At 69.0% G+C, this 23,105-nt stretch carries 23 protein-coding genes and 1 riboswitch; of the genes, 15 read left to right on the top strand and 8 right to left on the bottom strand.

Annotation, left to right across the window (positions count from 1 at the left end):
* Positions 1-7 precede the first annotated feature (7 nt).
* Positions 8-820, bottom strand: coding sequence for a response regulator transcription factor (locus P5G52_RS05610; RefSeq protein WP_301225429.1), 813 nt, complete (start codon positions 818-820; stop codon positions 8-10).
* Between the two features lie 149 nt (positions 821-969).
* A riboswitch (cyclic di-GMP riboswitch) is annotated at positions 970-1,044 on the bottom strand.
* A 171-nt stretch (positions 1,045-1,215) separates the two neighbouring features.
* Between P5G52_RS05610 and P5G52_RS05615 the strand changes: the two genes are divergently transcribed.
* The 7 genes from P5G52_RS05615 to P5G52_RS05645 all read left to right on the top strand — a co-directional run bounded on the left by P5G52_RS05615 (position 1,216) and on the right by P5G52_RS05645 (position 8,333).
* Positions 1,216-2,244: a phosphodiester glycosidase family protein gene (locus tag P5G52_RS05615; protein ID WP_301225431.1), complete on the top strand. Its 1,029-nt coding sequence runs from the start codon at positions 1,216-1,218 to the stop codon at positions 2,242-2,244.
* Positions 2,245-2,253: 9 nt separating this feature from the next.
* Entirely contained in the window at positions 2,254-3,447 is a 1,194-nt protein-coding gene (locus P5G52_RS05620) for a bifunctional glycosyltransferase family 2/GtrA family protein (protein ID WP_301225433.1), read from the top strand.
* A 109-nt stretch (positions 3,448-3,556) separates the two neighbouring features.
* Entirely contained in the window at positions 3,557-4,306 is a 750-nt protein-coding gene (locus P5G52_RS05625; protein WP_301225435.1) for a DUF4956 domain-containing protein, read from the top strand.
* Positions 4,303-5,082 (top strand): polyphosphate polymerase domain-containing protein, encoded by a 780-nt coding sequence (locus tag P5G52_RS05630; protein WP_301225436.1) that lies wholly within the window; start codon positions 4,303-4,305, stop codon positions 5,080-5,082. Before P5G52_RS05625 ends, P5G52_RS05630 begins: the two co-directional genes overlap by 4 nt.
* A 41-nt stretch (positions 5,083-5,123) precedes the next feature.
* The gene (locus tag P5G52_RS05635; RefSeq protein ID WP_301225438.1) at positions 5,124-6,749 is read left to right on the top strand and encodes a carbohydrate-binding domain-containing protein; all 1,626 of its coding nucleotides are present in this window, start codon (positions 5,124-5,126) and stop codon (positions 6,747-6,749) included.
* Between the two features lie 61 nt (positions 6,750-6,810).
* A complete protein-coding gene (locus P5G52_RS05640; protein WP_301225439.1) occupies positions 6,811-7,383 on the top strand; it encodes a TetR/AcrR family transcriptional regulator in 573 nt (190 codons plus the stop codon).
* On the top strand, positions 7,380-8,333 hold the full coding sequence (locus P5G52_RS05645) for a DMT family transporter (RefSeq protein ID WP_301225441.1): 954 nt from the start codon (positions 7,380-7,382) through the stop codon (positions 8,331-8,333). The genes P5G52_RS05640 and P5G52_RS05645 overlap by 4 nt, the downstream gene beginning before the upstream one ends.
* A 2-nt stretch (positions 8,334-8,335) precedes the next feature.
* Here P5G52_RS05645 and P5G52_RS05650 read toward each other — a convergent pair whose 3' ends face one another.
* Positions 8,336-8,560: a hypothetical protein gene (locus P5G52_RS05650; RefSeq protein ID WP_301225443.1), complete on the bottom strand. Its 225-nt coding sequence runs from the start codon at positions 8,558-8,560 to the stop codon at positions 8,336-8,338.
* A 112-nt stretch (positions 8,561-8,672) separates the two neighbouring features.
* Between P5G52_RS05650 and P5G52_RS05655 the strand changes: the two genes are divergently transcribed.
* The 7 genes from P5G52_RS05655 to P5G52_RS05685 all read left to right on the top strand — a co-directional run bounded on the left by P5G52_RS05655 (position 8,673) and on the right by P5G52_RS05685 (position 15,746).
* On the top strand, positions 8,673-9,986 hold the full coding sequence (locus P5G52_RS05655; protein ID WP_301225445.1) for a DUF2252 domain-containing protein: 1,314 nt from the start codon (positions 8,673-8,675) through the stop codon (positions 9,984-9,986).
* Positions 9,987-10,125: 139 nt separating this feature from the next.
* Positions 10,126-11,997 (top strand): molecular chaperone DnaK, encoded by a 1,872-nt coding sequence (gene dnaK / locus P5G52_RS05660; RefSeq protein WP_301225447.1) that lies wholly within the window; start codon positions 10,126-10,128, stop codon positions 11,995-11,997.
* A 2-nt stretch (positions 11,998-11,999) separates the two neighbouring features.
* Positions 12,000-12,662, top strand: a complete 663-nt coding sequence (locus tag P5G52_RS05665) for a nucleotide exchange factor GrpE (RefSeq protein ID WP_301225449.1) — start codon at positions 12,000-12,002, stop codon at positions 12,660-12,662.
* 208 nt (positions 12,663-12,870) lie between these two features.
* Positions 12,871-13,866 carry a DnaJ C-terminal domain-containing protein gene (locus P5G52_RS05670; RefSeq protein ID WP_301225451.1) on the top strand — a complete coding sequence of 332 codons (996 nt, stop codon included), beginning with the start codon at positions 12,871-12,873 and terminating at the stop codon, positions 13,864-13,866.
* Positions 13,867-13,917: 51 nt separating this feature from the next.
* Complete coding sequence (locus tag P5G52_RS05675) at positions 13,918-14,346, top strand: heat shock protein transcriptional repressor HspR (protein WP_301225453.1); 429 nt, start codon at positions 13,918-13,920, stop codon at positions 14,344-14,346.
* A gap of 83 nt (positions 14,347-14,429) precedes the next feature.
* On the top strand, positions 14,430-14,996 hold the full coding sequence (locus P5G52_RS05680) for a hypothetical protein (protein WP_301225455.1): 567 nt from the start codon (positions 14,430-14,432) through the stop codon (positions 14,994-14,996).
* A gap of 48 nt (positions 14,997-15,044) precedes the next feature.
* On the top strand, positions 15,045-15,746 hold the full coding sequence (locus P5G52_RS05685; RefSeq protein WP_301225457.1) for a PspA/IM30 family protein: 702 nt from the start codon (positions 15,045-15,047) through the stop codon (positions 15,744-15,746).
* On the opposite strand, the gene P5G52_RS05690 is transcribed toward P5G52_RS05685, so the two are convergent.
* Complete coding sequence (locus P5G52_RS05690; RefSeq protein WP_301225459.1) at positions 15,703-16,281, bottom strand: hypothetical protein; 579 nt, start codon at positions 16,279-16,281, stop codon at positions 15,703-15,705. The genes P5G52_RS05685 and P5G52_RS05690 overlap by 44 nt on opposite strands.
* Positions 16,282-16,383: 102 nt before the next feature.
* Here P5G52_RS05690 and P5G52_RS05695 point away from each other — a divergent pair, with 102 nt between their 5' ends.
* Entirely contained in the window at positions 16,384-17,067 is a 684-nt protein-coding gene (locus P5G52_RS05695) for an SDR family NAD(P)-dependent oxidoreductase (protein WP_301225461.1), read from the top strand.
* A gap of 104 nt (positions 17,068-17,171) precedes the next feature.
* On the opposite strand, the gene P5G52_RS05700 is transcribed toward P5G52_RS05695, so the two are convergent.
* The 5 genes from P5G52_RS05700 to P5G52_RS05720 all read right to left on the bottom strand — a co-directional run bounded on the left by P5G52_RS05700 (position 17,172) and on the right by P5G52_RS05720 (position 22,970).
* Positions 17,172-18,320, bottom strand: coding sequence for a GGDEF domain-containing protein (locus P5G52_RS05700; RefSeq protein ID WP_301225462.1), 1,149 nt, complete (start codon positions 18,318-18,320; stop codon positions 17,172-17,174).
* A 231-nt stretch (positions 18,321-18,551) separates the two neighbouring features.
* A complete protein-coding gene (locus P5G52_RS05705) occupies positions 18,552-19,595 on the bottom strand; it encodes a DUF695 domain-containing protein (protein WP_301225463.1) in 1,044 nt (347 codons plus the stop codon).
* 144 nt (positions 19,596-19,739) lie between these two features.
* On the bottom strand, positions 19,740-20,969 hold the full coding sequence (locus P5G52_RS05710; protein WP_301225464.1) for an MFS transporter: 1,230 nt from the start codon (positions 20,967-20,969) through the stop codon (positions 19,740-19,742).
* Positions 20,970-21,022: 53 nt separating this feature from the next.
* Positions 21,023-21,901: a tRNA (guanosine(46)-N7)-methyltransferase TrmB gene (gene trmB / locus P5G52_RS05715; protein ID WP_301225466.1), complete on the bottom strand. Its 879-nt coding sequence runs from the start codon at positions 21,899-21,901 to the stop codon at positions 21,023-21,025.
* Positions 21,902-21,977: 76 nt separating this feature from the next.
* Entirely contained in the window at positions 21,978-22,970 is a 993-nt protein-coding gene (locus P5G52_RS05720; protein ID WP_301225468.1) for an alpha/beta hydrolase, read from the bottom strand.
* Positions 22,971-23,105 lie beyond the last annotated feature (135 nt).

Consider the following 23,105-nt stretch of genomic DNA (forward strand, 5'->3'; position numbering starts at 1 on the left):
TCGGGCGCTAACGCGACCGGGCCTGCCCGGGCAGGATCCGGAATCCGACCCCGCGGACAGTGATGATGAGCTCCGGATTCCCGTCGGCGCGGGCCAGCTTCTGGCGGAGGTTGGCGATGTGCACCTCGATGGCCCGTTCGTCGGTCCGGCTCACGAAGTTGTACCCGCGGTAGTCCCGGCCACGGGAGACACGCACCAGGTCCTCCTTGGTCCGCACGGCGCCATTGCTGCGCATCAGTTCGTGCAGCAGATTGAACTCCGTCTTCGTGAGCGGCAGCTCGATGCCCGAACAGGTCGCGGTGCGGGCATCGCCGTCCACCACGAGGCTGCCGTTCCGCAGGAGATGGTCCGACGACGTCCCGGCTCCTGCCTCGGCGGAGGAGGTGCTGGAGACGGCGGCGGGAGCCGGCGGCGCAGGCGTGGAGTGGACGTGCTGGCCGATACGGGGCCTGCGGAGCATCGCGTCGATGCGCGCCCTCAGTTCGCGGGGCCGGAACGGCTTCAGGATGTAGTCGTCGGCGCCCGCCTGGAGGGCCGTGAGGATGTCCGTCTCGTCCGTGCGTCCGCTCAGGACGACCACGTAGCAGTCGCTGGTGGAGCGGATCCGCCGGAGGACCTCGTACCCGTCGATGTCGGGCAGTCCGATGTCCAGTGTCACCACGACGGGGTGTTCCTGGCGGACCACGTCCACGCCCTCGCGCCCGGTGGTTGCGCCGCTGACCTGGAAGCCACCCTGCTCGAGGACGGCGGAGACGAGGTTGCGGATGTCGAGATCGTCCTCGATGACGACGGCGGCACGACGATCGCTCGAACTACTCATGACCTGACGCTCCCCGATGGTGCTGGAGCGCGCCCGGTGGATCGGCCGGCGATGCCTGTGCGAGGGCAAGGGAGTCGGCTGCTGAGGCCATGGTGGAGGCGACGCTGGTGAATTCGCGTGTCCGAGGCATATTCTCTGGACCTGTTCTCTTCGGCGGCCCGGCTGACCTCATGGGTCCCGTGGCTTTGCGTCCCCGGCTCACACCGGGTTTGCCTTTATCGACGAGCGGCTGCCCGCCCGATGATTTTAGCAACCTCCGGGAGCACGTCTACCCCTTGCTCCTAGTGGCACGGTCCCGGCGCTGATGCTCGTCCTCCAGGACCCCGCCGGCTGCTCACAGCCCTGGCACAAGAACGGCACACTGCAGCCAAAGGGCCGCTTCGTAGAACTGGGGTATGCCAACCTCTTCGAAGCCCCGCACGCCGAACCGCCTCCGCAAGACCATCCTCGCCTCGTCCCTCGCCGTGACCCTCGCCGCGGGCGGCACCACGGCCTGGGCCCTCGACCGTTTCGTCGTCGAGAAGGTGGAGATCTCGGACGTCTCCGCCTACGAGGCGGAGCAGGCGGGATCGACGGACAGCGAAACCGCCGCTGCCACGGACAGCGCCACCGACACCGCCACCGCCAGCGCCACCGACACCGACACGGAGACCGACACCGACACCGACACCGTCCTGACCGACACCTCCTACACCTCGGAGGACAGCAGCATCCAGATTTCCACCGTCGTCACGGGATCCGGTGATGAGACCGTCACCTACTACGTGGCCGACGTCGAACTCACCGATGCGACGACCCTCCGCTCGGCGTTCGCGGACGACAGCTTCGGCGAGAACATCACCGAGACCACCTCGGCCATCGCCGAGGCCAACAACGCCATCTTCGCCATCAACGGCGACTACTACGGCTTCCGCGACACCGGGATCGTCATCCGCAACGGCGTGGTCTACCGGGACGAGGGCGCACGGCAGGGCCTCGCCTTCTACACGGACGGCACCGTTCAGGTCTACGACGAGACCACCACGACCGCGGAGCAGCTGCTCGCGGACGGCGTCTGGAACACGCTGTCCTTCGGCCCGTCCCTCCTCGATGACGGCGAGATCGCGGCCGGCATCGAGGACGTCGAGGTGGACACCAACTTCGGCAACCACTCGATCCAGGGGGAACAGCCCCGCACCGCCGTCGGCGTGATCGACGAGAACCACCTCGTGTTCGTCGTCGTCGACGGGCGCTCGGACGGCTACAGCGACGGCGTCACGATGACCGAGCTCGCCGGGATCATGCAGGGACTCGGAGCCACGACCGCGTACAACATCGACGGTGGAGGGTCCTCCACCATGTACTTCGACGGCGAACTGGTGAACAACCCGCTCGGCAAGGGCGAGGAACGCGCCACCTCCGACATCCTGTACATCGGCCAGTAGGGGGCACCGGTGATCATCCTCATCCCCGGCTACCAACCCGACGGCAAGCTCCCGCAACTCGTCGGCGACCTGCTCGCCGCGGATCCCCGCCTTCTGGTCCTCGTGGTCGACGACGGCAGCGGTCCCCGCTTCGGCACCGTGTTCGACGACGCCCGCCACGCCGGTGCCACCGTGATCGGTTACCCGCACAACCGCGGCAAGGGGCAGGCGCTCAAGACCGGCTTCGGCTATGCGGAGCGCCACCACCCGGGGGAGGGCGTGGTCTGCGCCGACAGCGACGGGCAGCACGCCGTGCCGGACATCCTCCGCGTGGCCGCCCGCCTCCGCGGAACGGGCGGCTCCACGCGTTGGACCGGCTCCACGATGGTCCTGGGGGAGCGCGCGTTCGACGGCGACGTGCCTGTCCGGAGCCGCCTCGGCAACGCCCTTACGCGTATCCTGTTCCGGCTTGCGGCAGGCGTCCGGCTGCAGGACACGCAGACGGGGCTCCGCGGGTACCCCGCGGCGATGCTCCCGTGGCTGCAGTCGGTGCGAGGGGACCGCTACGAGTACGAACTGAACCTGCTGCTGCAGGCCGGCCAGGCGGGCCACCGGATCGACAGCATTCCGATCTCGACCATCTACCTCACCGGCAACAGCTCCTCCCACTTCCGGCCACTCGTGGACTCGGCACGCATCTACGCCCCTTTGCTCGCGTTCTCCCTGTCCTCGCTGGCCGCCTTCGGGATCGACCTGGCAGCCTTCGTGGTCCTCGGCCTGCTGACGGACTCCCTGCTCCTGGCCGTCGTGGGAGCGAGGGTCCTCAGCTCGTCGGTCAATTTCCTGGCGAACCGGCGCCTCGTCTTTGCCGAGGGCCGGCACCGGCCCCTGTCCGCCGCCGCCCTGCGGTACTTCACGCTCGTCGTCGCCCTGCTGGCCGCGAACTATGCCGGAATCTTCCTGCTCACCGACGCGGGGGTGCCGGAGGTCGCGGCGAAGGTCTTCACCGAAGCCGCTCTCTTCATCACCAGCTTCACCGTGCAGAAACGCTTCCTCTCGGGCAGGGGCGCGGCCCCCACGCTCCGCGTCCCCCGGCCCGCGCTCCCTCGGGGCAGCGGAACGGAAGCCGGGCCTGTCCCGCGGGCAGTGCCTGCACCCGAAGCGGTGCCGACCTTCACAACAGTGCCGCCACCGGCCGCGCCACGGGGCCGCCGCGTCGCCTGATCCTCGTCCTGAGTGCTCATATGCCGTGCTGTGCCCCGGCACAGTCCCGGCACAGCATGCGCTCGCATCGTAGAAGAAGACCATCCATCCACATCCTGGAGAAGATCCCATGAACATCCTGATCCTCATCGCCGCCGACCTGCTGGCGATCACCCTCCTCACCTTCGGCCTGTACCTACGCCGCCACCGCCGTCGCGACCTCGTGGTCTCCTACCTCGGCATGAATGTCGGAGTCCTCGCGGTGGCGACGGCCCTCTCGGGCTCGGCGGCCGGCGTCGGGCTGGGACTCGGGCTGTTCGGCGTGCTCTCGATCATCCGTCTCCGCTCCACCGAGCTCGCCCAGCACGAGGTGGCCTACTACTTCTCCGCCCTGGCCCTCGGCCTCATCGCTGGCCTCGGCGCAGAACCGCTCTGGCTCCCGCTGGCACTCATGGGCCTGATCCTCGCGGTCATGGTCATCGGCGACTCCTCCCGGGTGCTGCCCGGGTACCGGCACCAGACCGTGGTGCTGGACCAGGCCATTGGTGACGAAGCACTACTCCAGGTGCGCCTGGCGGAGGTCCTCAACGCCCGGATCCATACCGCCACGGTGTCCGAACTGGACCTCGTGAATGACAAGACCATCGTCGAGGTCCGCTTCGAAGTGGTGTCCGCCCCGGCAGGGCGCCAAACGCCGCTGACACCGGTGACGCCGTCGATCGCCGCGCTCCCGGAGAGCGGCTCGGCGGGCACCACCTACTACACCGACCTGCCCGAGCCCACGCCCGCCGCGGACCCGGCACACGTTCCCGCGACCGCCCCCGCGACACGGCACGACCAGGACAGCGTGGCAGGAAGCGCACAGGCGAGGGTGTCGTGACCGCCGGCGACTTCGCGGGCCTCGATGCCCGGCCTTCCATCAGCCTCGACGAGCTCATCGGCGCAGCCGCCCTGCAGACCAGGGTGGACCGGAAGTACGTCGTCGGCACCCGGCTGGCAGGCAGCGTTCTCGACGCCTTCGCCGCCGAGGTCCGCGTCCTCGAGATGCTCGGACGCCGTTCCTTCACCTACGACTCCGTCTACTTCGACACCCCCGACCTCGACAGCTACCTGCTCGCAGCCCATGGCAGGCGCCGCCGGTACAAGATCCGCACCCGCACGTACGTGGACAGTGGCACCAGCTTCCTCGAAGTGAAGACCGAGGGCGCCCGTGCGGCCACCGTCAAGGAACGCATCCCCTACGCGCTCTCCGACAGCCACCGCCTCACCCCCGAGGGCCTCGACTACGTCAACGAGACGCTGGCCTGCTCCATCGGCTCGGTGCCCTCCGGTGTCCTCGAGCCTGTAATCGAGACCCGCTACCGCCGCATCACGCTGTACCTGCCGGAATCGGAGAGCCGGGCGACGATCGACCTCGGTGTCACCTGGCGCAGGCCCGGAGGACGCCCCCACGAGCTCGACGGCGCGGTCATCCTCGAGACGAAATCGGGCAGCGCGGCAAGCGCCCTCGATCGCCACCTCTGGGCTTCCGGTATCCGGCCGAGCCGGATCTCCAAATTCGCCACCGGCATGGCCGCCCTCGACCCGGCGCTTCCCGCCAACCGTTGGCACCGCACCATCTCCACCTCCCTCCCGCTCCGCCCCCTGTCCCGCTGACCCGCTCGCTCCGACCTTCCGCCCTGACCAAAGGACTTCCCATGCTTATCGTTCGCCGTTCCGTATCCAGCACCACCCTCAAGACCTCCGTCGCCGCACTCGCGCTCGCACTGTCCCTCGCCGGCTGCGGCACCGGCACTCCGAACGCCGGCTCCACGACCACCACGCAGGACCCGGCGACGGCAGGGGCGACCGCCGAAGCACCTGCAGCGGATGACGCGACAGCTGAGACGGCAAGCGATACGACGGACGCGACCGCCGTCGTCGCCGCCGATGCCATCACCGAGGACACCCACTACGACGCCGACGACCTCACGTGGGATGCGGCAGAAGAAATCCCGGTCACCCTCGCGGACGGTGCGAGCAGCGCGACGGGGGACGGCGTCACCGTCGACGGCGACACCGTCACCATCACCGCAGCCGGGACCTACCGCCTGTCCGGAAGCCTCACCGACGGCCAGGTCGTCGTCGCCGCGGGGGAGGAGGACGTGGTGCGCGTCATCCTCGACGGCGTCGAGCTGGCGAGCAGCACCGGATCGCCCTTCGTGGTCACGAGTGCCAACGAGGCGCTCGTGTACCTGGAGGAGGGCAGCACCAACACCCTGACCGATGCCGACAGCTACGCGGACACCGGCACGGACGCCCCGAACGCGGCCCTGTACTCGACGGCTGACCTCACCATCGCCGGCTCCGGAGCCCTCACCGTCAACGGCAATGCCAACAACGGCATCGTCTCCAAGGACGGCCTGGTGCTGGCGGCCGGCGACGTCACCGTGGAGGCCGTGGACGACGGCATCGAGGGCAAGGACTACGTGGCCCTGCTCGGCGGGACCTACGACGTCACGGCCGGCGGCGATGGCGTGAAGTCCACCAACGCGGACGAGGACGGCCGCGGCTGGTTCACTGTGTACGGCGGGCAGCTCGTGGTGTCCTCGGGCGACGACGGCGTCAAGGCCGCCACCATCCTCACCGTCGATGCGGGAACGGTGAATGTCACCGAATCCGTCGAAGGGATGGAAGCGCAGCACATCGCGGTCAACGGCGGCACCGTCGGAGTGACCTCCAGCGACGACGGCGTGAACGCGGCGGGCGGATCGTCCGGCACCACCGGTGGCGGGGGCGGAATGGGCGGCGGCGGCATGGAGGTGGGCGACTACACGGTCAGCGTGACCGGTGGAACCCTGACCATCAACTCCGAGGGCGACGGCCTCGACTCCAATGGCGATGCCAGCATCACGGGAGGCACCGTCGTCGTGAACGGACCGACCGGCGACGGCAACGGCGCACTCGACGTGAACGGCGAACTGACCGTCGACGGCGGAACCGTCGCCGCGGCAGGCAGTGCCGGCATGGCCGTGACGCCGGGTTCGTCGTCGACGCAGTCGGGTGTGCAGCTCACCTTCGCCTCGTCGGTCCCCGCGGGTACGGCCGTCCAGATCGCCTCGGCGGACGGCACCGTCGTGGGCTCCTTCGTCACCACCAAGGACACTGCATCGCTGATCTTCTCCTCGGCGTCGATCACGGACGGGGAGACCTACACCGTCTACACCGGTGGCACCACCACGGCGACGGAGGGCATCACCGAGGGCACCCTGGACGGAGCCGACGAACTCGGAACCGTCACCGCGGGCGAGTACACCCAGTCGCAGGGACCCGGAGGCCGCTGATCCCGCCCGTATCCCCTTCACTCTAGGTAGACTGATCTACCTAGAGCGAAGGGGATGCGGAATGCAGGGGACCAAGGGATCGGCGCGGGAGCGCCTGCTCGGTGCGGCGTCGAGGTTGTTCTATGCCGATGGCATGACGGCAACGGGTATCGACGCGATCACTGCGGAAGCAGGGGTGGCGAAGATGAGCCTGTACAACAACTTCGCCTCGAAGGAGGACCTGGTGCTCGCGTACATCGACGCCCGTCACGAGGAGTGGCTGGAGCTGTACCGTCGCCGGTCCGGGAACGCCGCCGGCCCCATGGACGGGGTGATGGCCGTGTTCGACGCCTACATCGATCACGCGTCGGCCGCCTACCTGCGCGGCTTCCGGGGGTGCGGCCTCCTCAATGCGGCCGCCGAACTCCCGGTCGGCTCCCCGGGCCGTGAGGCGGTGCGCAGGCACAAGGAACAGGTGGAGGCCATCCTTGCCGGACACCTCACCGGCATCGTGCCTCCGCCGGTGGCGCGGAACACCGCTGAGCACCTGACGTTCCTGCTCGAGGGAGCGATGAGCCGGGCAGGCCTCGAAGGCCGGCCGGACCGCCTTGAGCGTGCCAGGACCATCGCCCGCGGACTGGTCGATTCCCTGTGAACCGGAACCGCCTCGTCGGCCTCGGCGCGATCAGTGCCACGTCCCTGCTCTGGGGGACGACGGGAACAGCTGCAACCTTCGCCCCGGGTGCCGGCCCCCTGGCGATCGGGGCGGCCGCCCTGGGCATCGGCGGCCTGTTGCAGGCCCTCATCGCCCTCCCGGCGCTGAGAGCTGCCCTTCCGGCGCTGCGCGCGAACCTGCCGGCAGTCCTCCTGGGCGCGGTGGCGGTGGGGATCTATCCCCTCGCGTTCTACAGCTCCATGCACTACGCCGGCGTCGCCGTCGGCTCGGTGGTGTCCCTGGCCTCCGCGCCACTGGCCTCCGGAGTCCTCGAGCGGCTCATCGACCGTCACCCGCTGAGCCGGTGGTGGATGCTGGCCGCGGGACTCGGCGTCCTGGGCAGCGCACTGCTGTGCCTGTCGAAGATGCAGGGCCCGGCCGGGGACGCCGCGGGGACCGTCATCGGCACGGGACTGGGCCTGGTGGCAGGCGGCACCTACGCCACCTACTCGTGGGTGGTCCATCGCCTCATGACCCGCCGGATCAGCCGGGCCGCCTCGATGGGTGCCGTCTTCGGCGGGGGAGGCCTTCTGCTGATGCCGGTCCTCCTCATCACCGGCGCCCCGCTCATCGCCACCACGGAGGCGTTCCTGGTAGCCACGTACATGGCGCTGGTGCCGATGTTCCTCGGCTACCTGCTGTTCGGGTTCGGCCTCACCCGCATCTCCGCGAGTACCGCCACCACTGTGACCCTCACGGAACCGGCGATCGCGGCGATCCTCGCCGTCGTCGTCGTCGGGGAACGGCTCGCCGCCGCAGGATGGATCGGCCTGGGCATCATCGGCGGAGCGCTGCTGATCCTCGCTTTCGCCCCGACCAATGCGGCGGCCCGGCAAGCGGATCAGCACCGGGAGGGCAGCCGGCAGCCGTCCCTCGGCCCGTCCACCTAGGACTACTGCTCGTCGTTCGCCCGTTCCTCGATCCAGTCGATCGCCGCATCGGAGAGGAAGATGCCATCAGTCCCGCGTTCGCCCATCCACCACGAGTCGGACGCGATCAGGCCGCCGGCGCGGCTGATGTCGGCCGCTACCTCCGGCGTCAGGGCGCTGCCGTTGTTCTCGATGAGCCAGTCCCGCGTCCGAGGCGTCACGGCCGTCCACCACTGTTCAAGGTCCATGCCGGAAGTATGCCACCGGTCCGCTTCGTGCGCGCGCCGCCGGCCGCAGATGGCTGGCGCAGATAAGGGTGCAGGGGTGCAGCTATTCTGCGGCTGCGCGTACCGTGGGCGGATGACCGCCACAGATCCGCGTCAGCAGCACATCGTCAGCACCCTCGTCGAGGCCCACCAGGACCTGATGGGGGCAGATCCGCTCGCCTTCCGTGCCCGTTTCCGCAAGATGGCGGCGGACCCCTACGCCTTCTACCGCGGCAGCGCGTCGCTGTTCTACACCGACATGGGGGAACTCCACGACCGGTGGGCGGACGAGCGCACGGGACGGGTCTGGATCCACGGCGACCTGCACGCCGAGAACTTCGGCACCTACATGAGCAACGAGGGGCGGCTGACGTTCGACGTCAACGACTTCGACGAGGCCTACGTAGGCCACTTCTCCTGGGACCTGCGCCGTTTCGTCGCCTCGCTGACCCTCCTGTGCTGGCAGAAGGCCCTGCCGACCCGGACGGTGCGCGATCTCGCGCGGACCTACCTCGATGCATACCTCGGTGCCGTCGAGGACTACGTGGAGGACGAGCAGTCGGCCTTCGCCTTCCGGCTGGACAACACCGAGGGCACCATCCACAGCGTGCTGCAGGAGGCCCGTGCGGCGCGGCGGACGGGCCTGCTCGACTCGCTGACCACGATCGAGGGCTACGAGCGCCAGTTCCGCGACGACGGCTCCATCCGGATCCTCGATGACGAGGAGCACGCCGAGGTGGCGGACGCGTTCGACCGCTACCTCGACACCATCCCCGACAGCGGGCGAGCGCGCCGTCGCGTGTTCTACCGGGTCAAGGGCATCGTCGGCAAGAAGGGCTTCGGGATCGGCAGCGCCGGGCTGCCGACCTACAACGTGCTGATCGAGGGGTTCGACGAGGCGCAGGAGAACGACATCATCCTGACGATGAAGCAGTCGAACATCGCTGCGCCGAGCCGGATCGTCGACGACGATCGGGTCCACAGCTATTTCACGGATGACGGCCACCGCGCCGTCATCAGCCAGAGGTCGCTGCAGCCGCACACCGATCCGTTCCTCGGCTACACGAGCATCGGGGGCGTCTCGTTCGTGGTCTCCGAACTCTCGCCGTACAAGCGGGACCTGTCCTGGGACGACCTCACCGAGCCCGAGCAGATGAAGCCCGTGCTCGAAGCCCTCGGCAAGGCGACGGCGAAGATCCACTGCTCGACGGACGAGGACAGCGACCACGACCTGGTGCCGTTCCGCACCGAGACGGCCATCCTGGCCGCCGTCGACCCTGCGCGCGACGAGTTCATCGAGGACATCACCGACTTCGGCGAGACCTACGCCGACACTGTGCGCCAGGACCACGCCCTCTTCGTCGACGCCTTCCGCGAGGGGCTCATCACCGCAGTGCCGGCAGCCTGAGCAGGAGAAGTTGAGTCTGTCAGACTCAACTTCATTTTGACCTGCGACGCCCCGCGTCTATACTTGAGTGCAGAACGCTCAATCTACGCGCCCGGCGGATGAGCGCCTCGCAAATCCCGGGCAGTCGAAAGGAAATTGCATGTCACGTGCAGTAGGCATTGACCTCGGAACCACCAACTCGGTCGTCTCGGTTCTCGAAGGTGGAGAACCCACCGTCATCGCGAACGCAGAGGGAGCACGCACCACGCCGTCGATCGTCGCTTTCTCCAAGTCCGGTGAGGTCCTGGTCGGCGAGATCGCCAAGCGCCAGGCCGTCAACAACATCGACCGCACCATCTCGTCGGTCAAGCGCCACATGGGCACCGACTGGACCGTCGCCATCGACGACAAGAAGTACACGCCGCAGGAGATCTCCGCGCGTATCCTCCAGAAGCTCAAGACGGACGCCGAGAGCTACCTCGGCGAGAAGGTCACCGACGCCGTGATCACCGTCCCCGCGTACTTCAACGACGCCGAGCGCCAGGCCACCAAGGAGGCCGGTGAGGTCGCAGGCCTGAAGGTCCTGCGTATCGTCAACGAGCCCACCGCGGCAGCTCTCGCCTACGGCCTCGACAAGGGCAAGGAAGACGAGCTGATCCTCGTGTTCGACCTCGGCGGCGGAACGTTCGACGTCTCGCTCCTCGAAGTCGGCAAGGACGAGGACGCCTTCTCCACCATCCAGGTCCGTTCGACCGCCGGTGACAACCGCCTCGGCGGCGACGACTGGGACCAGCGCGTCGTCGACTACCTGCTCTCGCAGGCCAAGGCCAAGGGCGCCGACCTGTCCAAGGACAAGATCGCCCTCCAGCGCCTGAAGGAAGCTGCCGAGCAGGCCAAGAAGGAACTGTCCTCGGCGACGTCCACCAACATCTCGCTGCAGTACCTCTCCGTCACGGCGGACGGTCCCGTCCACCTCGACGAGCACCTGTCCCGCGCGAAGTTCCAGGACCTCACCAAGGACCTGCTGGACCGCACCAAGAAGCCGTTCCACGACGTCATCGCCGAGGCCGGCATCAAGGTGGCCGACATCGACCACATCGTCCTGGTCGGCGGCTCGACCCGCATGCCCGCTGTCGTCGAACTCGTGAGGGAGCTCGCAGGCGGCAAGGAGCCCAACAAGGGCGTCAACCCCGATGAGGTCGTCGCCGTCGGCGCCGCCCTGCAGGCCGGTGTCCTGAAGGGCGAGCGCAAGGACGTCCTCCTGATCGACGTCACCCCGCTGTCCCTCGGCATCGAGACCAAGGGCGGCATGATGACCAAGCTCATCGAGCGCAACACGGCCATCCCCACCAAGCGCAGCGAGACCTTCACCACGGCCGACGACAACCAGCCGTCCGTGGCGATCCAGGTCTTCCAGGGCGAGCGCGAGTTCACCCGGGACAACAAGCCGCTGGGCACCTTCGAGCTGACCGGTATCGCACCGGCTCCCCGTGGCGTCCCGCAGGTCGAGGTCACCTTCGACATCGACGCCAACGGCATCGTGCACGTGTCCGCCAAGGACAAGGGCACGGGCACCGAGCAGTCGATGACCATCACCGGTGGTTCGTCCCTCTCCAAGGAGGACATCGACCGCATGGTGCGCGAGGCCGAGGAGCACGCAGCCGAGGACAAGAAGCGCCGCGAGGCCGCTGACACCCGCAACGGTGCCGAGCAGCTCGCATACTCGGTGGACAAGCTGATCGCGGACAACTCGGACAAGCTGCCCGAGGACGTCCGGACCGATGTGCAGGCCGACGTCGACGCACTGAAGAAGGCGCTCGAGTCGCAGGACAACGACGACGAGGTGAAGTCGGCCTTCGAGAAGCTGCAGGCTTCCCAGTCGAAGCTCGGCGAAGCGATCTACGCCTCGGCGCAGCAGGACGCCGGCTCCGCCGGCAGCGCCCCAGCCGATGACCAGTCAACCTCCGCAGCCAGCGACGAGGACATCGTCGACGCCGAGGTCGTTGACGAAGACGCCAGCGAGAAGAAGTAGCCATGCCGCACCACGGAAATGAAGAAGAGCACCAGTCAGAGCCGGTGAGCTCGTCCGACGACCGGAAGATCGACCCCGAGACGGGCGAAGTCCGTGGGCAGCAGAACGACGCCGGCGCTCCGGCCGCGGAGGAATCCGCGGCCGGAGGGCAGGCCGCGCCCGCCGGTGGTGCCTCCGAGGGGGATGCCCTGGCTCAGGCCGAGGCCATCCTGAACGAGGCCGGCGCCGACGGCGGGACCGACCCGGCGGTGGACGTCGTCGCGGAACTCCGCAACGACCTGCTCCGCCTGCAGGCCGAGTACGTCAACTACCGGCGGCGCGTCGAGCGTGACCGCGATGTCGCGCGGGACCAGGCCGTCATCGGCGTCATCAACTCGCTGATGCCCGTCCTCGACGACATCGACGCCGCACGCCAGCACGGCGATCTGGCAGAGGGTCCGTTCGCGGCGATCGCGGGCAAGCTCGAGAACGTCCTCAAGGCGTACGAGCTCACCCGCATCGACGAGGTCGGCGTCGCGTTCGACCCGAACGTCCACGAAGCGCTCATGCAGCAGCCGAGCGCGGACGTCCAGGCCGACAGCGTCAGCCAGATCCTCCGCGCCGGCTACCGCAAGGGTGAGCGCGTCCTCCGGGCCGCGCAGGTCATCGTGGCGGTTCCGGAGTAACTGGAACGCCGGGTGGGGCAGTCTTCCCGGGCCAACGAAATTCCTGCGCTCGCAGAGCTCGCTCCGGAATATTAAAGGCCCTACAGAAGACAGCCCCACCCGTCTTCCCCGAACTGACCGGTTGAGAGGAAAAGGCCGGGCACTCGGGGTACGGCCGGACCCGTCCGGCCCCTACATCTTCAGCAGTACCTACGAAAGGAGACGCCAATTGGCTAGTCAGGATTGGGTCGAGAAGGATTTCTACAAGATCCTGGGTGTCTCCAAAGATGCGTCCGACGCAGACATCAAGAAGTCGTACCGGAAGCTCGCACGCAAGTACCACCCTGACCAGAACCAGGGTGACGCAGCCTCCGAGAAGACGTTCAAGGACGTATCGGAGGCCTATTCCGTCCTGTCCGACGCCGAGCAGCGCCAGCAGTACGACGCCATCCGCGCGATGGGCGGCGGTGCACGGTTCTCCGCGGGCGGCGCAGGTGGTGGCGCCGGCGGCAGCGCCGGATTCGAGGACATCTTCGGCAACCTGTTCGGTCAGACCACGGGCACGCGCCAGCGCACCGGCTTCTCGAACGGCAACCTGCCTCCCGAATTCGCCGACCTGTTCGGCGGCGGGGGCATGGGTGGCAGTGGCTTCCCCGGCGGATTCCAGTCGACGCGTCCGCAGAAGGGCGCCGACCGCACCGCCAGCACGTCCATCTCGTTCGCCGGGTCCATCAACGGGACCACGATCGGTCTCCGCGAGCCCTCGGGCGAGCAGATCGACGTGCGCATCCCTGCCGGCATCCGGGACGGGCAGAAAGTGCGCGTCAAGGGGAAGGGACAGCCCGGCCAGGCCGGACCGGGCGACCTCATGGTCACTGTCAACGTGAAGGACCACCCGCTCTTCACGCGCGACGGCGACAACATCCGCGTGCACGTGCCCGTCAGCTTTCCCGAGGCGGCGCTCGGCGCGCAGATCGACGTGCCGACCCTCACCGGTGAGCTGGTGAAGATGAGGATCCCCGCCGGAACACCGTCCGGAAGGACCCTCCGGCTCAAGGGCCGGGGCGTCAAGACCGCGAAGGCGACGGGTGATCTCCTGGTGACCGTCGACGTCGTCGTCCCGCAGAACCTGTCGAAGGAAGCCGAAGCCGCCGTCGAGGCGTTCCGGGACGCGACGAAGGACGCCGATCCGCGTGCGGGCCTCGCTGCGAAGGCGCGGCTGTAACAGTACATTTGAGCAACCGCCGGGAGCACCGGCAGCGGAAGGAGGCATGCAATGGACCACACAGTGCCCATCTACGTCATCTCCGTGGCCGCCGAGCTCGCCGACATGCACCCGCAGACGCTCCGGCAGTACGACCGGCTGGGCTTGGTGACGCCCAGCCGGGCACCGGGCCGCGCCCGGCGCTACTCCCAGAAGGACGTCAGCACGCTGCGCGAGATCCAGAGGCTGTCGCAGGAAGGGGTGTCGCTCGAGGGCATCCGTCGCATCCTCGAACTCGAGAACCAGGTGTCGGCGCTGCAGTCGCGCGTCACCGAACTGTCCTCCGAACTGGCCGCGCGCCGGGTCCAGGCCGAATCCAGCAGGATCTTCGCCGCCGGGCTCGCCGGTGACGTGGTCACGCTGGCCCGCGGACAGCGTCCCCGCGCGCGCAGCCAGGCACTCGTCGTGTGGCGACCGGACGCAGTCCGGACGGCGCGCTAGGTCCGCACGACGTCGGTCCCTGGTGGAATTTGTCAGGGGACGCGGGCAGACTGGTCAGATGGAATCCACCCCGGAGATGTCCCATGTTTGAAGTTTTCGTCGAGGCCCTTGCGATCGGCGCCGGCGTGCTCACCGCGCTCGGCGCGGGCACGGGCGTGGCCGGCTGGCTGGTCGTCCGCAAGGTCAAGCGGTCGAGGATCATCGAGCGCACGAAGGACCGGGGTCTCCTCGCCGCACGCGCCTACGCGCCGGACCGGCTCACCCGGGAGCCTGCCCGGCTGATCGGCGAGCTCAAGCGCTCCTCCCGTGCTACGCATCTGGCCCTGGCCGAGGCGACGGCACAGGGCCGTCCCGTCGGTGACCTCCCGCGCGCCGCCGCGGAGATCGATCAGGCAGCGGCATCGCTGGACCACCTCCTGCGGGCCGCGGACCGCGAGCCCAACCGTGCGCTGAAGCAGGAATGGACCGCGGACCTCGCTGCGCAGGCACATGCCCTCGACGAGCTCTCGGCCGACCTGCGCCGTTCCCTCCTCCAGACCTCGCGCTCCATCGACACTCTCCAGCTCGAGCAGGCCACGCATCGCCTGCGCACGGAGATCTCCGCGATGACCACCTGGCGGGACAGCTACGGGAACCGGCAGGCCTGGTAATCGGTTTCACCAGGTAACCTTCTTCCAACCAGTCCCCGGGGGTCCGACGTGTCGATCAGACGCCGCATCACGCGCATCATGCAGGCCAACCGCTCCGCGGCGGCCGAGTCCAGGCAGGATCCGAGCGTCCAGGCGCAGGACGCGCAGCTGGCACAACGCAGGCTGCTCGACCAGGCGCGGCGCGGGGCGGCCGACGTCGCGGCCCACCACCACCGCGTAGGGCTGGCAGCCAATGACGCCGCCGACTACCTCAACAGGGTCGAGGCGGCAGCTGCCGCCGCGGTGCAGCGCGGTGACGACGACGCCGCCCGCGCAGCGATCCGTGAGTCGATGACGGCACGACGACGCCTGGAGACACTCACGAAGCAGCTGCAGGAAGCGGGGCAGCAGGCCCGCCGGCTCCATGACGACGTGCAGCGGCTGGAGGAGCGCGTGAGGCAGAACGCGATGGACTACGACGCCCTGCGCGCCCGCCGCGCGGCGGCACAGGCGGCCATCGGCGTCCACGATGCGCTTGCCTCCTCGTCGCGGGAGGCAGCGGCGATCGACGCCGCGCGCCGCAGCGCCGAACTCGAGGTCAGGCGCTTCGAGGCGCAGGCCCAGGCCCGCGAGGAGCTGTCGTGGACCGACCCGTCATCGCCGCGACTCCAGCAGGCCTTCGAGGAGCTCGAAGCCGAGGCGGCCGCCCAGCAGGAGCTCGAGGACCTCAAGCGGAGGAACTCCCGAGGCTATCCTCCAGGGCAGCACTGAGGGCCCGGAGGACTGCGTCGTCGACGTCCTCCTCCCGGCGGAGCCGGATGCGCCACGCGAACGGGTCACTGGTGCGGACCGGTTCGAGCCCCGGGAGATCCGGCACCGCCAGGCGGAAGAACAGGTCCACCGCGGTCCTGGTGGTGGGCGTGACCTGCGCGAACTTCCGGCGCGACGTCTGCAGTGACACATAGGTCTTGCGCATCTGGATGACGGTCCCGGGGGTCTCGGCGGCCCACAGGAGGAGCCGGTCCGCGATGGGTTTCAGGTGCGGCCGGTCCGCGTACTGGCCGTCATAGAGTTCGTCGGCGGATCGGAGGAAGAACTCCGGGAGCCCGAAGACCTCCCAGTCGACGCTCATCAGGTTGTACCCGGTGACACCCTGGTCCTTCAGCCAGTGGGACAGCTCGTCGCGGCCGGTGATCCCCGCCTCGCGTGCCGCAGTCGCCCACTCCGCCGGCGTCCGGCCCGTCGTGCGGAGGAGGCGCGCGGCATTCGTGTCCACCATCGGCTGCCAGCTCCGTATCTCGCTCATGTCCCCACTGTACTGGCGCCCCGCTTGCCGCCGGTGGCGCTATCGATGAGCGGGGGATGCGAAGCACGGAGAAGCCTGGGAGGGCGTTGCTACACTCGGGCGATGACAGAGCTGAGCGGGTCCCACGTCCTCGTCGTCGGCGCTACCGGGGTGCTCGGCGCGGAGCTGTCGCGCCAGCTGGCGGCCCAGGGCGCCCAGCTCACGCTCTCCGGCCGGTCCGAGGAAAAGCTTGCGCAGCTCGCGGAGGAACTCGGCGACGCCGTCGTCGGTCGCGCTGCCGCCGACCTGGGGAAGCTGACCGGTCCCGCGGACATCGCTGCCGCCGTCTACGGACGGGAGCTCGACGGGGTGGTCTTCGCGTCCGGGGTCGTCGCCTTCGGTCCCGCCGTCGAGGTGGACGACGACACCCTCGACGAACTCGTGCTCGTCAACCTCCTCGGCTACATGCGGCTCATGCGCGATGTGGCCCCGAAGCTGGGCAGGGACTCGTTCGTGGCCCAGATCAGCGCCGTCGTCGCCGAGAGCCCGACGGCGGGCATGGCCGCGTACTCGGCCACCAAGGCCGGCCTCAGTGCCTACGGCAAGGCGCTGACGCTGGAGCTCCGGAAGCAGGGTGTCCGGGTGCTGGATGCCCGTCCGCCGCACACCGAGACCGGGCTGGCGTCGAGGCCCATCGCCGGGGACGCCCCGAAGCTTCCGAAGGGCAAGGACCCGGTGGCAGTCGCCGGGCGCATCGTCACCGCTATCCGGGAGGGCGAGAGGGACCTGCCGTCGTCGGCGTTCTGACACGCGGCTCCCTGGTCGGATGGGCTGACCGTCCAGATCAGGTCGACCGCGAACCAGAGGTCACGGACCGGAGGCCACGGACCGGACGCGCAGGGAGCCATGGCTCAGTGGTGTTCCGCTCTGATGGCGCGGTCACGGCCCCGCCTCTTGGCGGTGTACAGGGCGGCGTCGGCAGCGGCGATGGCGTTGGTGATCCGGTCCGGCCCCGGTGCCAGGGCCGCTATTCCATAGCTGATGGTGGGCAGGGGGAAATCGAAGCCGGGCTGGCTCGTGCGCAGGATGCTGCTGATGGCGTCGGTCACCGCCTCCGCACTGTCCATTCCTGCTCCGGGGAGCAGGAGGATGAACTCCTCCCCGCCGTAGCGTCCCACCAGATCCGTGGATCGCACCGATCGGATGCAGGCTGCTGCGACCGCCTGGAGCACAGCGTCTCCTGCGGGGTGCCCGTGCGTGTCGTTGACCTGTTTGAAGTGGTCCATGTCGGCCAGGACCAGGGTGCAGGGTGTGTTCCTGGTGGGGAGGCGGCGAATCTCGGATGTTGCCAGCTCGAGGAACCCCCGGCGGTTCAGGATCTGGGTCAGTTCGTCATGGCTGGCTTGCGCCCGTAGTTCCCTGAGGGCCTGTTCGTTGCTGAGTGTCGCCATGGTGAAGGACACCACGATCAGCAGGACCATCGTGAAGAGCGTGGTGGGGATGGTCCCGAAGTAGGACTGGAAGACCGGTGATGAAGGGCCGGCGGTCAGGAAGGCAACCCACCGGCAGAGGTAGTACAGCCCCAGGGCGCCGGAAGCGACCGCCAGGGGGCGTTGCGTGGTAGTCGTGTTCGGGTCCAGCCGCCATATCTCGGTGGCGGCCAGGCCGATGAAGACCGTCATGAACGCCAGGAGGAAACCTCCGCCGGACCAGGTATTGGTCGAAGGGCTGTCGAACGCTGACGCGACAACCGTCATGACCGGCGCGAGCAGGATCTGCCATGGTCCGGGTGCCGTCCCCCGGAGGGCCCGTGCGCCGCCCCACACGCATGCGGAGCCTGCCACCAGCAGGGCGTTGCCGACCGGGTTCGCCCAGACCTGATGGGGGGTGCCGTCGAACAGATAGAGACCGGTCCCGGTGAGGAAGCAGGCGATTGCCGCGCACCACCACCTGCTGTAGGTCGAGTGGCTGCGACGTACGCCGACCCCGTAGAACAGGACCAGCAGGGTCAGTGCGATCACCCCGAACGCAACCTGTAGCGTCACAACATCCAGCCTCATGCAGCTCCTACCATCGCACTTCCTCCCCGTTGAAGACCAGGTTCACCCCGCCTCATCGTCCCGAGCGAAGTCGCGTGCGGTACCTGCGCATTCTTCCACGGGCAGCAGGATGCGCCGTGGCCCTTGCGGGAGTCCGCATTCCGTGATGCAGGGAACGGTGTGCGCTGGGCGCCGCTGCGCCATCGCCGGCGTGTAGCCGATGGCTGTGCCCGATGCCGGCAGCACCTGCCATCACGCGAAATCCTGCACTTTCCGCCAGCCCGGGTCGAGCGTGTGCCTCGCGGTGACGGAACGGCGGCCGCGAGCTGCGGTGTCGAAGACGTCCCGCCCGTTCTGGTCCTCCGAATCGGAGTAGAAGTGGAACGTCCGGGCACCCTTCGAGGTCTCGGCGGCCACGAGCATGCCGCGTTGCCCGAGGGCCTGTACCAGCCCATCCTCGAGATCGTCCAGCTCCGCTAGGACCGCAGGCCGCGGCAGTCCCCGCTCATCGGCGTCGAACGCGACGCGCAGTCCCGAGTGCAGGTCGAAGTTCGGATGGTCGATCCAGCGCAGCGGCCGCAGCACACGCACCAGGATGGGATGGCCCGAGCCCAGCTTCCCCTCCATCAGGAGCCACCCCGGCTCGGGTGCGGTACGGGCGAGCTCGGCCACCCGGGCGGGCAGGTCGGCCGCCGGAATGCTGTCCACCACGTCGTGGACGATGCAGTCCACGCGGCGGACCCAGCGTTCGACGTCATCCTCTCCCAGGAGCCATTCGAGCATCAGAACGCAGAGGCCGTGCTCGTCGTCCCACTGGCCCGTGAAACCGGGGTTGTGGACGGACACGATGAAACCGTCGCCGGCCCGGGTCAGGGACGTGTGGATCCGGGTGCGGCGCAAGTCGAACGACCTGCCGCGGTAGGTGATGGTGGACTCGAGCATGTCCGGTTTGGCGCTGCGGGCGGGAACGAACTCCCACCGCCTGCTCGCGGGGGGCGATGCCCGGTACCAGCGCTCAGCCACAGGGCGCAGCGACGGATTCCCGCCGCTCGAGACGCAGAGGGTGTGCTCCGCCTCGGTGCCCGTCCGCGTCTCCCATTCGAGGCCGCGGGCGATCGCCTTGACCCGGGTGGTCATCACATCGACGTACGCGTCGAAGTCGCCGGCACGCGTCGCGGTAGTCAGCAGGTCCTCGCCGTCGTCGGCCCACCACTGCCAGAAGTCCGCAATGGGGTCCCTGCCGATTCCCCTGCCGATGCGCCGGCCCGCGGCGGCCCGGCGCCTGAAAATACCCATGGTCCTGCGTTCTCCTGGTGCTCGCATCCCGGATCGCCCGGTCGCTCCGACTCCAGTGAATCTACTCCGACGGAGCCGGGATGAGCGACCGCCGACGGGCGAGGGGAGTGCCGTCGATCGGTCCGACGGGCGGGGGGAGTGCCGTCAGGCGGTCCGGCGGGCGGGAGGGGCGCTGCCGGGCGCACCACGCAACCCGATGACGGCGAGGAGGCCTGCCGCCAGGGCCAGTGTGCCGCTGAACGCGGCAACCCCCGGCCAGCCGGACTGGCCGAAGAACAGGCCGCCCAGCCAGCCGAGGAGGCTCGACCCGGCGTAGTACGCGAAGTTGTAGAGCCCGGACGCCTGGGCACGTCCGGTGCTCGCAAGGACGGGTGTCCAGCCGGAGGAGACGGAATGGGCGGCGAAGAAGCCGCCCGTGAAGATCACGAGGCCGAGGACCACCAGGGGGATGGACCCCGCGAGTGTTATCGCGAGCCCGGCCAGGATCACGGGAACCGCCGCGAGGAGGACGGGAAGGCGTCCGAACCGGACGCTCAGGCCTCCGGCCAGCCGCGAGGTCACCGTGCCCGAGAGGTAGGCGAGGAACAGCAGGCTCACCAGGGATGCAGGCAGCAGGAACGGCGGTGCCTCGAGGTGGAATCCGAGGTAGTTGTAGACCGCGACGAATCCGCCCATGAGGAGGAACCCCTGCGCGTAGACGGCCAGGAGCCGGGGGGAGCGCAGGTTGGTGGCGACACGTCGGACGAGTGACGGGCCCTGCCCCCGGACGACGGGGTGGAAACCGCGCGGCCGGGGAGCGAGCAGGACGAAGGCGACGGCGGCGCCTCCCGCCATGATGCTGACGCTCAGCACGCCTGCCCGCCACCCGAACGCATCCCCGACGGGCCCGGCCACGAGTCGTCCTGCCAGTCCGCCCAGCGTCGTGCCGGCGATGTAGGTGCCCGCGGCCACAGCGGCATGGAGCTTCTGTACTTCCTCGTGCAGGTACACGAGCGCGGTGGCGGGGACACCGCCGAGCGCCACGCCCTCGAGGAAGCGGAGGGCGATCAGCAGGCCGAAGGTGGGTGCCAGGGCGGCGAGGAAACCGAGGACGACGGCGGCGCCGATGGCCCAGGTCATCGTCCGCCTGCGCCCCGCACGGTCCGCGACGGCGGACCAGGGAAGAACGGCGAGCGCCAGGCCCAGTGTCGCCGCGGAGACCGAGAGCGCCGCCTCCGCGGGCGAGACCCTGAATTCGGACGCAAGCCCGGTCAGTACTCCCTGCAGGGAGTACAACTGCGCGAAGGTCGCCAGCCCGGCAAACAGCAGGGCGAGCAGGATCCGCCGGTAGGCGGGCGAATTCTTCGGGTGGCCCGACCAGGGGGCGTCCGTCATCGGCTTTCCCCACGGCCGGACGCCGTGCGGCTGCACCATCCCATGCCGCCCGCTCAGCGGCGGCGGTAGGTGAGGTCGAAGACCATCCGCCCGGCCTTGATCGCCTTGTTCTCGAAACTCGTGAGTGTGCGGCCCTCGAAGCGGGGGGCCCACCCACCGAGCTCGTCGACCCCCTCGTTGACGCCTGTGTTGCCGGTGCTCACCGGATCGCGGCCCTCCCGCACCGGGGCGCCGCCCACCACGGACTCCACCCCGCTCTCCCACACCTGGGTGAGGGGACTGTCGGCACCGGAGCGCTCGCCGTCGTGCAGGTTCTCGAACTGCCCGCTCGCGTCCAAGACGGCACGCATCTGCACCGCGTAGCTGGACCAGTCCGTGGCGAGGCGGAAGATGCCGCCGGGTTCGATGACCCGGGCCGCGAGGTCCACGTAGTCGTCCTTGACGAGCCTGCGCTTGTGGTGGCGTGCCTTGTGCCAGGGATCGGGGAAGAACGTCCAGAGCTCGGCGACGGACGACGCTGGGATCATGCCCGCAAAGGCCTCCGCGGCGTTCACCTGGGCGGTCCGCACGTTGGTCAGGTCCTTCTGGCTGATGCGCAGCATGGTCTGGGCGAGACCCGGACGGTAGACCTCCAGGGCGAGGTAGTCGCGGTCCGGATCGAGTTCGGCCGCATGTGTGATGGCCTCGCCCAGCCCTGAACCGACCTCGACGACCAGGGGCGCGGACCGCCCGAACGTCGCTTCGACGTCGAGCACGAAGCCGGGGGCCACCGAGGTGTCGGCGTTCTCCACCCGCGGCACGTCGATCAGGAAGGCTTCCGCGAGTTCGTCCCAGGCCTCACGGCGCCTGCCCTGGAGGCGCGAACCCCGCCGGACGAAGGAAACCGGCTGGGTGCGGTGCGGCTGGTCGGGGGTCTGTGCTTGTGGCTCCATCACCCCCAAGGCTACCGGCAGGGCGGGGGAGCCGACGCTCCAGCGGGGGCTCGACGGGCTTCCCGGAGTCCGTGCGTCAGGGCGTGTCGGAGCCGGAATCCGCGAAGTGCCCTCGATCTGCGGTGCTGAGGTGCCGGCGCAGCTCGGCGCACAATTCCTCGAGGGCTTGCGGGGCACTCCGGCAGATGCGCGGGAACGCGAGGAAGCCGTGCGGCATCCCGACATACGTGGTGACACGCACCTGGACGCCGGCCTCCGTGAGCGCGGCAGCATAGCGCAGTCCGTCGTCCCGGATCGGGTCGTGCTCGGCGACCTGGACCAACGCCGCCGGCAGGCCGCTGAATTCATCTGCGAACAGGGGCGAGGCGTAGGGGTTGGAGTGGTCCTGCGGGTCCGGCGCGTAGAGGTCCCGGAATGCGGTGATGTCCCGTTTGGTCAGGATCGGCGCGGTCGCATTCTCCTCGATCGACCTGCTGCCGAGGGTCAGGTCCGTCGCAGGATAGATCAGGCCCTGGAAGGTGATCGCCGGACCTGAACGGTCCCGCGCCATCAGCGTGACCACCGCTGCCAGGTTTCCCCCGGCACTGTCTCCGACGACTGCGACCCTGGTCGCGTCCGCTTCCCACTCCGCGGCACGGTCGACGATCTCGAGGAAGGCGGCATAGCAGTCCTCCGCGGCGGCGGGCCACCGGTGCGTAGGTGCGAGGCGATAGTCGAGGGACACGACGACGGCCTGTGCCTGCTGGGCCATGCTGCTCGCCAGCCAGTCATAGGTGTCGAGCGTGCCGGTCGCCCAGCCACCGCCGTGCATGAGGATGACGAGCGGCAAGGGCCGGGCGAGGCCCGCCGGGCGGTACACCCGTACGGGGATCCTCCCGGCCGCCCCAGCAGCAGTGTCCTCACGAACGGTCACGCCGGGCGCAAGACCTCCCAGGAGCCAGTCGATCAGGGGGTTGTGGCCGATGGACCGCTGCTGGCCGGCGATGATCCGCTCATCACTGCTGCCGGCGGGGGACAGCCCGGCGATCGCCTTGCCGATCAGCCTCGTCCGTAGATCGAGCTTCGCCATGCCACTCGCTTCCTTGTCGCGGAACGCACTGATGCCTCGCGCAGGACGGCCCGTTCGTGTTCTGGCTGCCTGCCCGGACAGTGTCGAATGTAGCGTCCGGCGGGAGGGTCCGCCATCAGGGCCCTGAAGCGGTTA

It is taken from the genome of Arthrobacter burdickii (assembly GCF_030433645.1).
GTDB lineage: Bacteria > Actinomycetota > Actinomycetes > Actinomycetales > Micrococcaceae > Arthrobacter_D > Arthrobacter_D burdickii.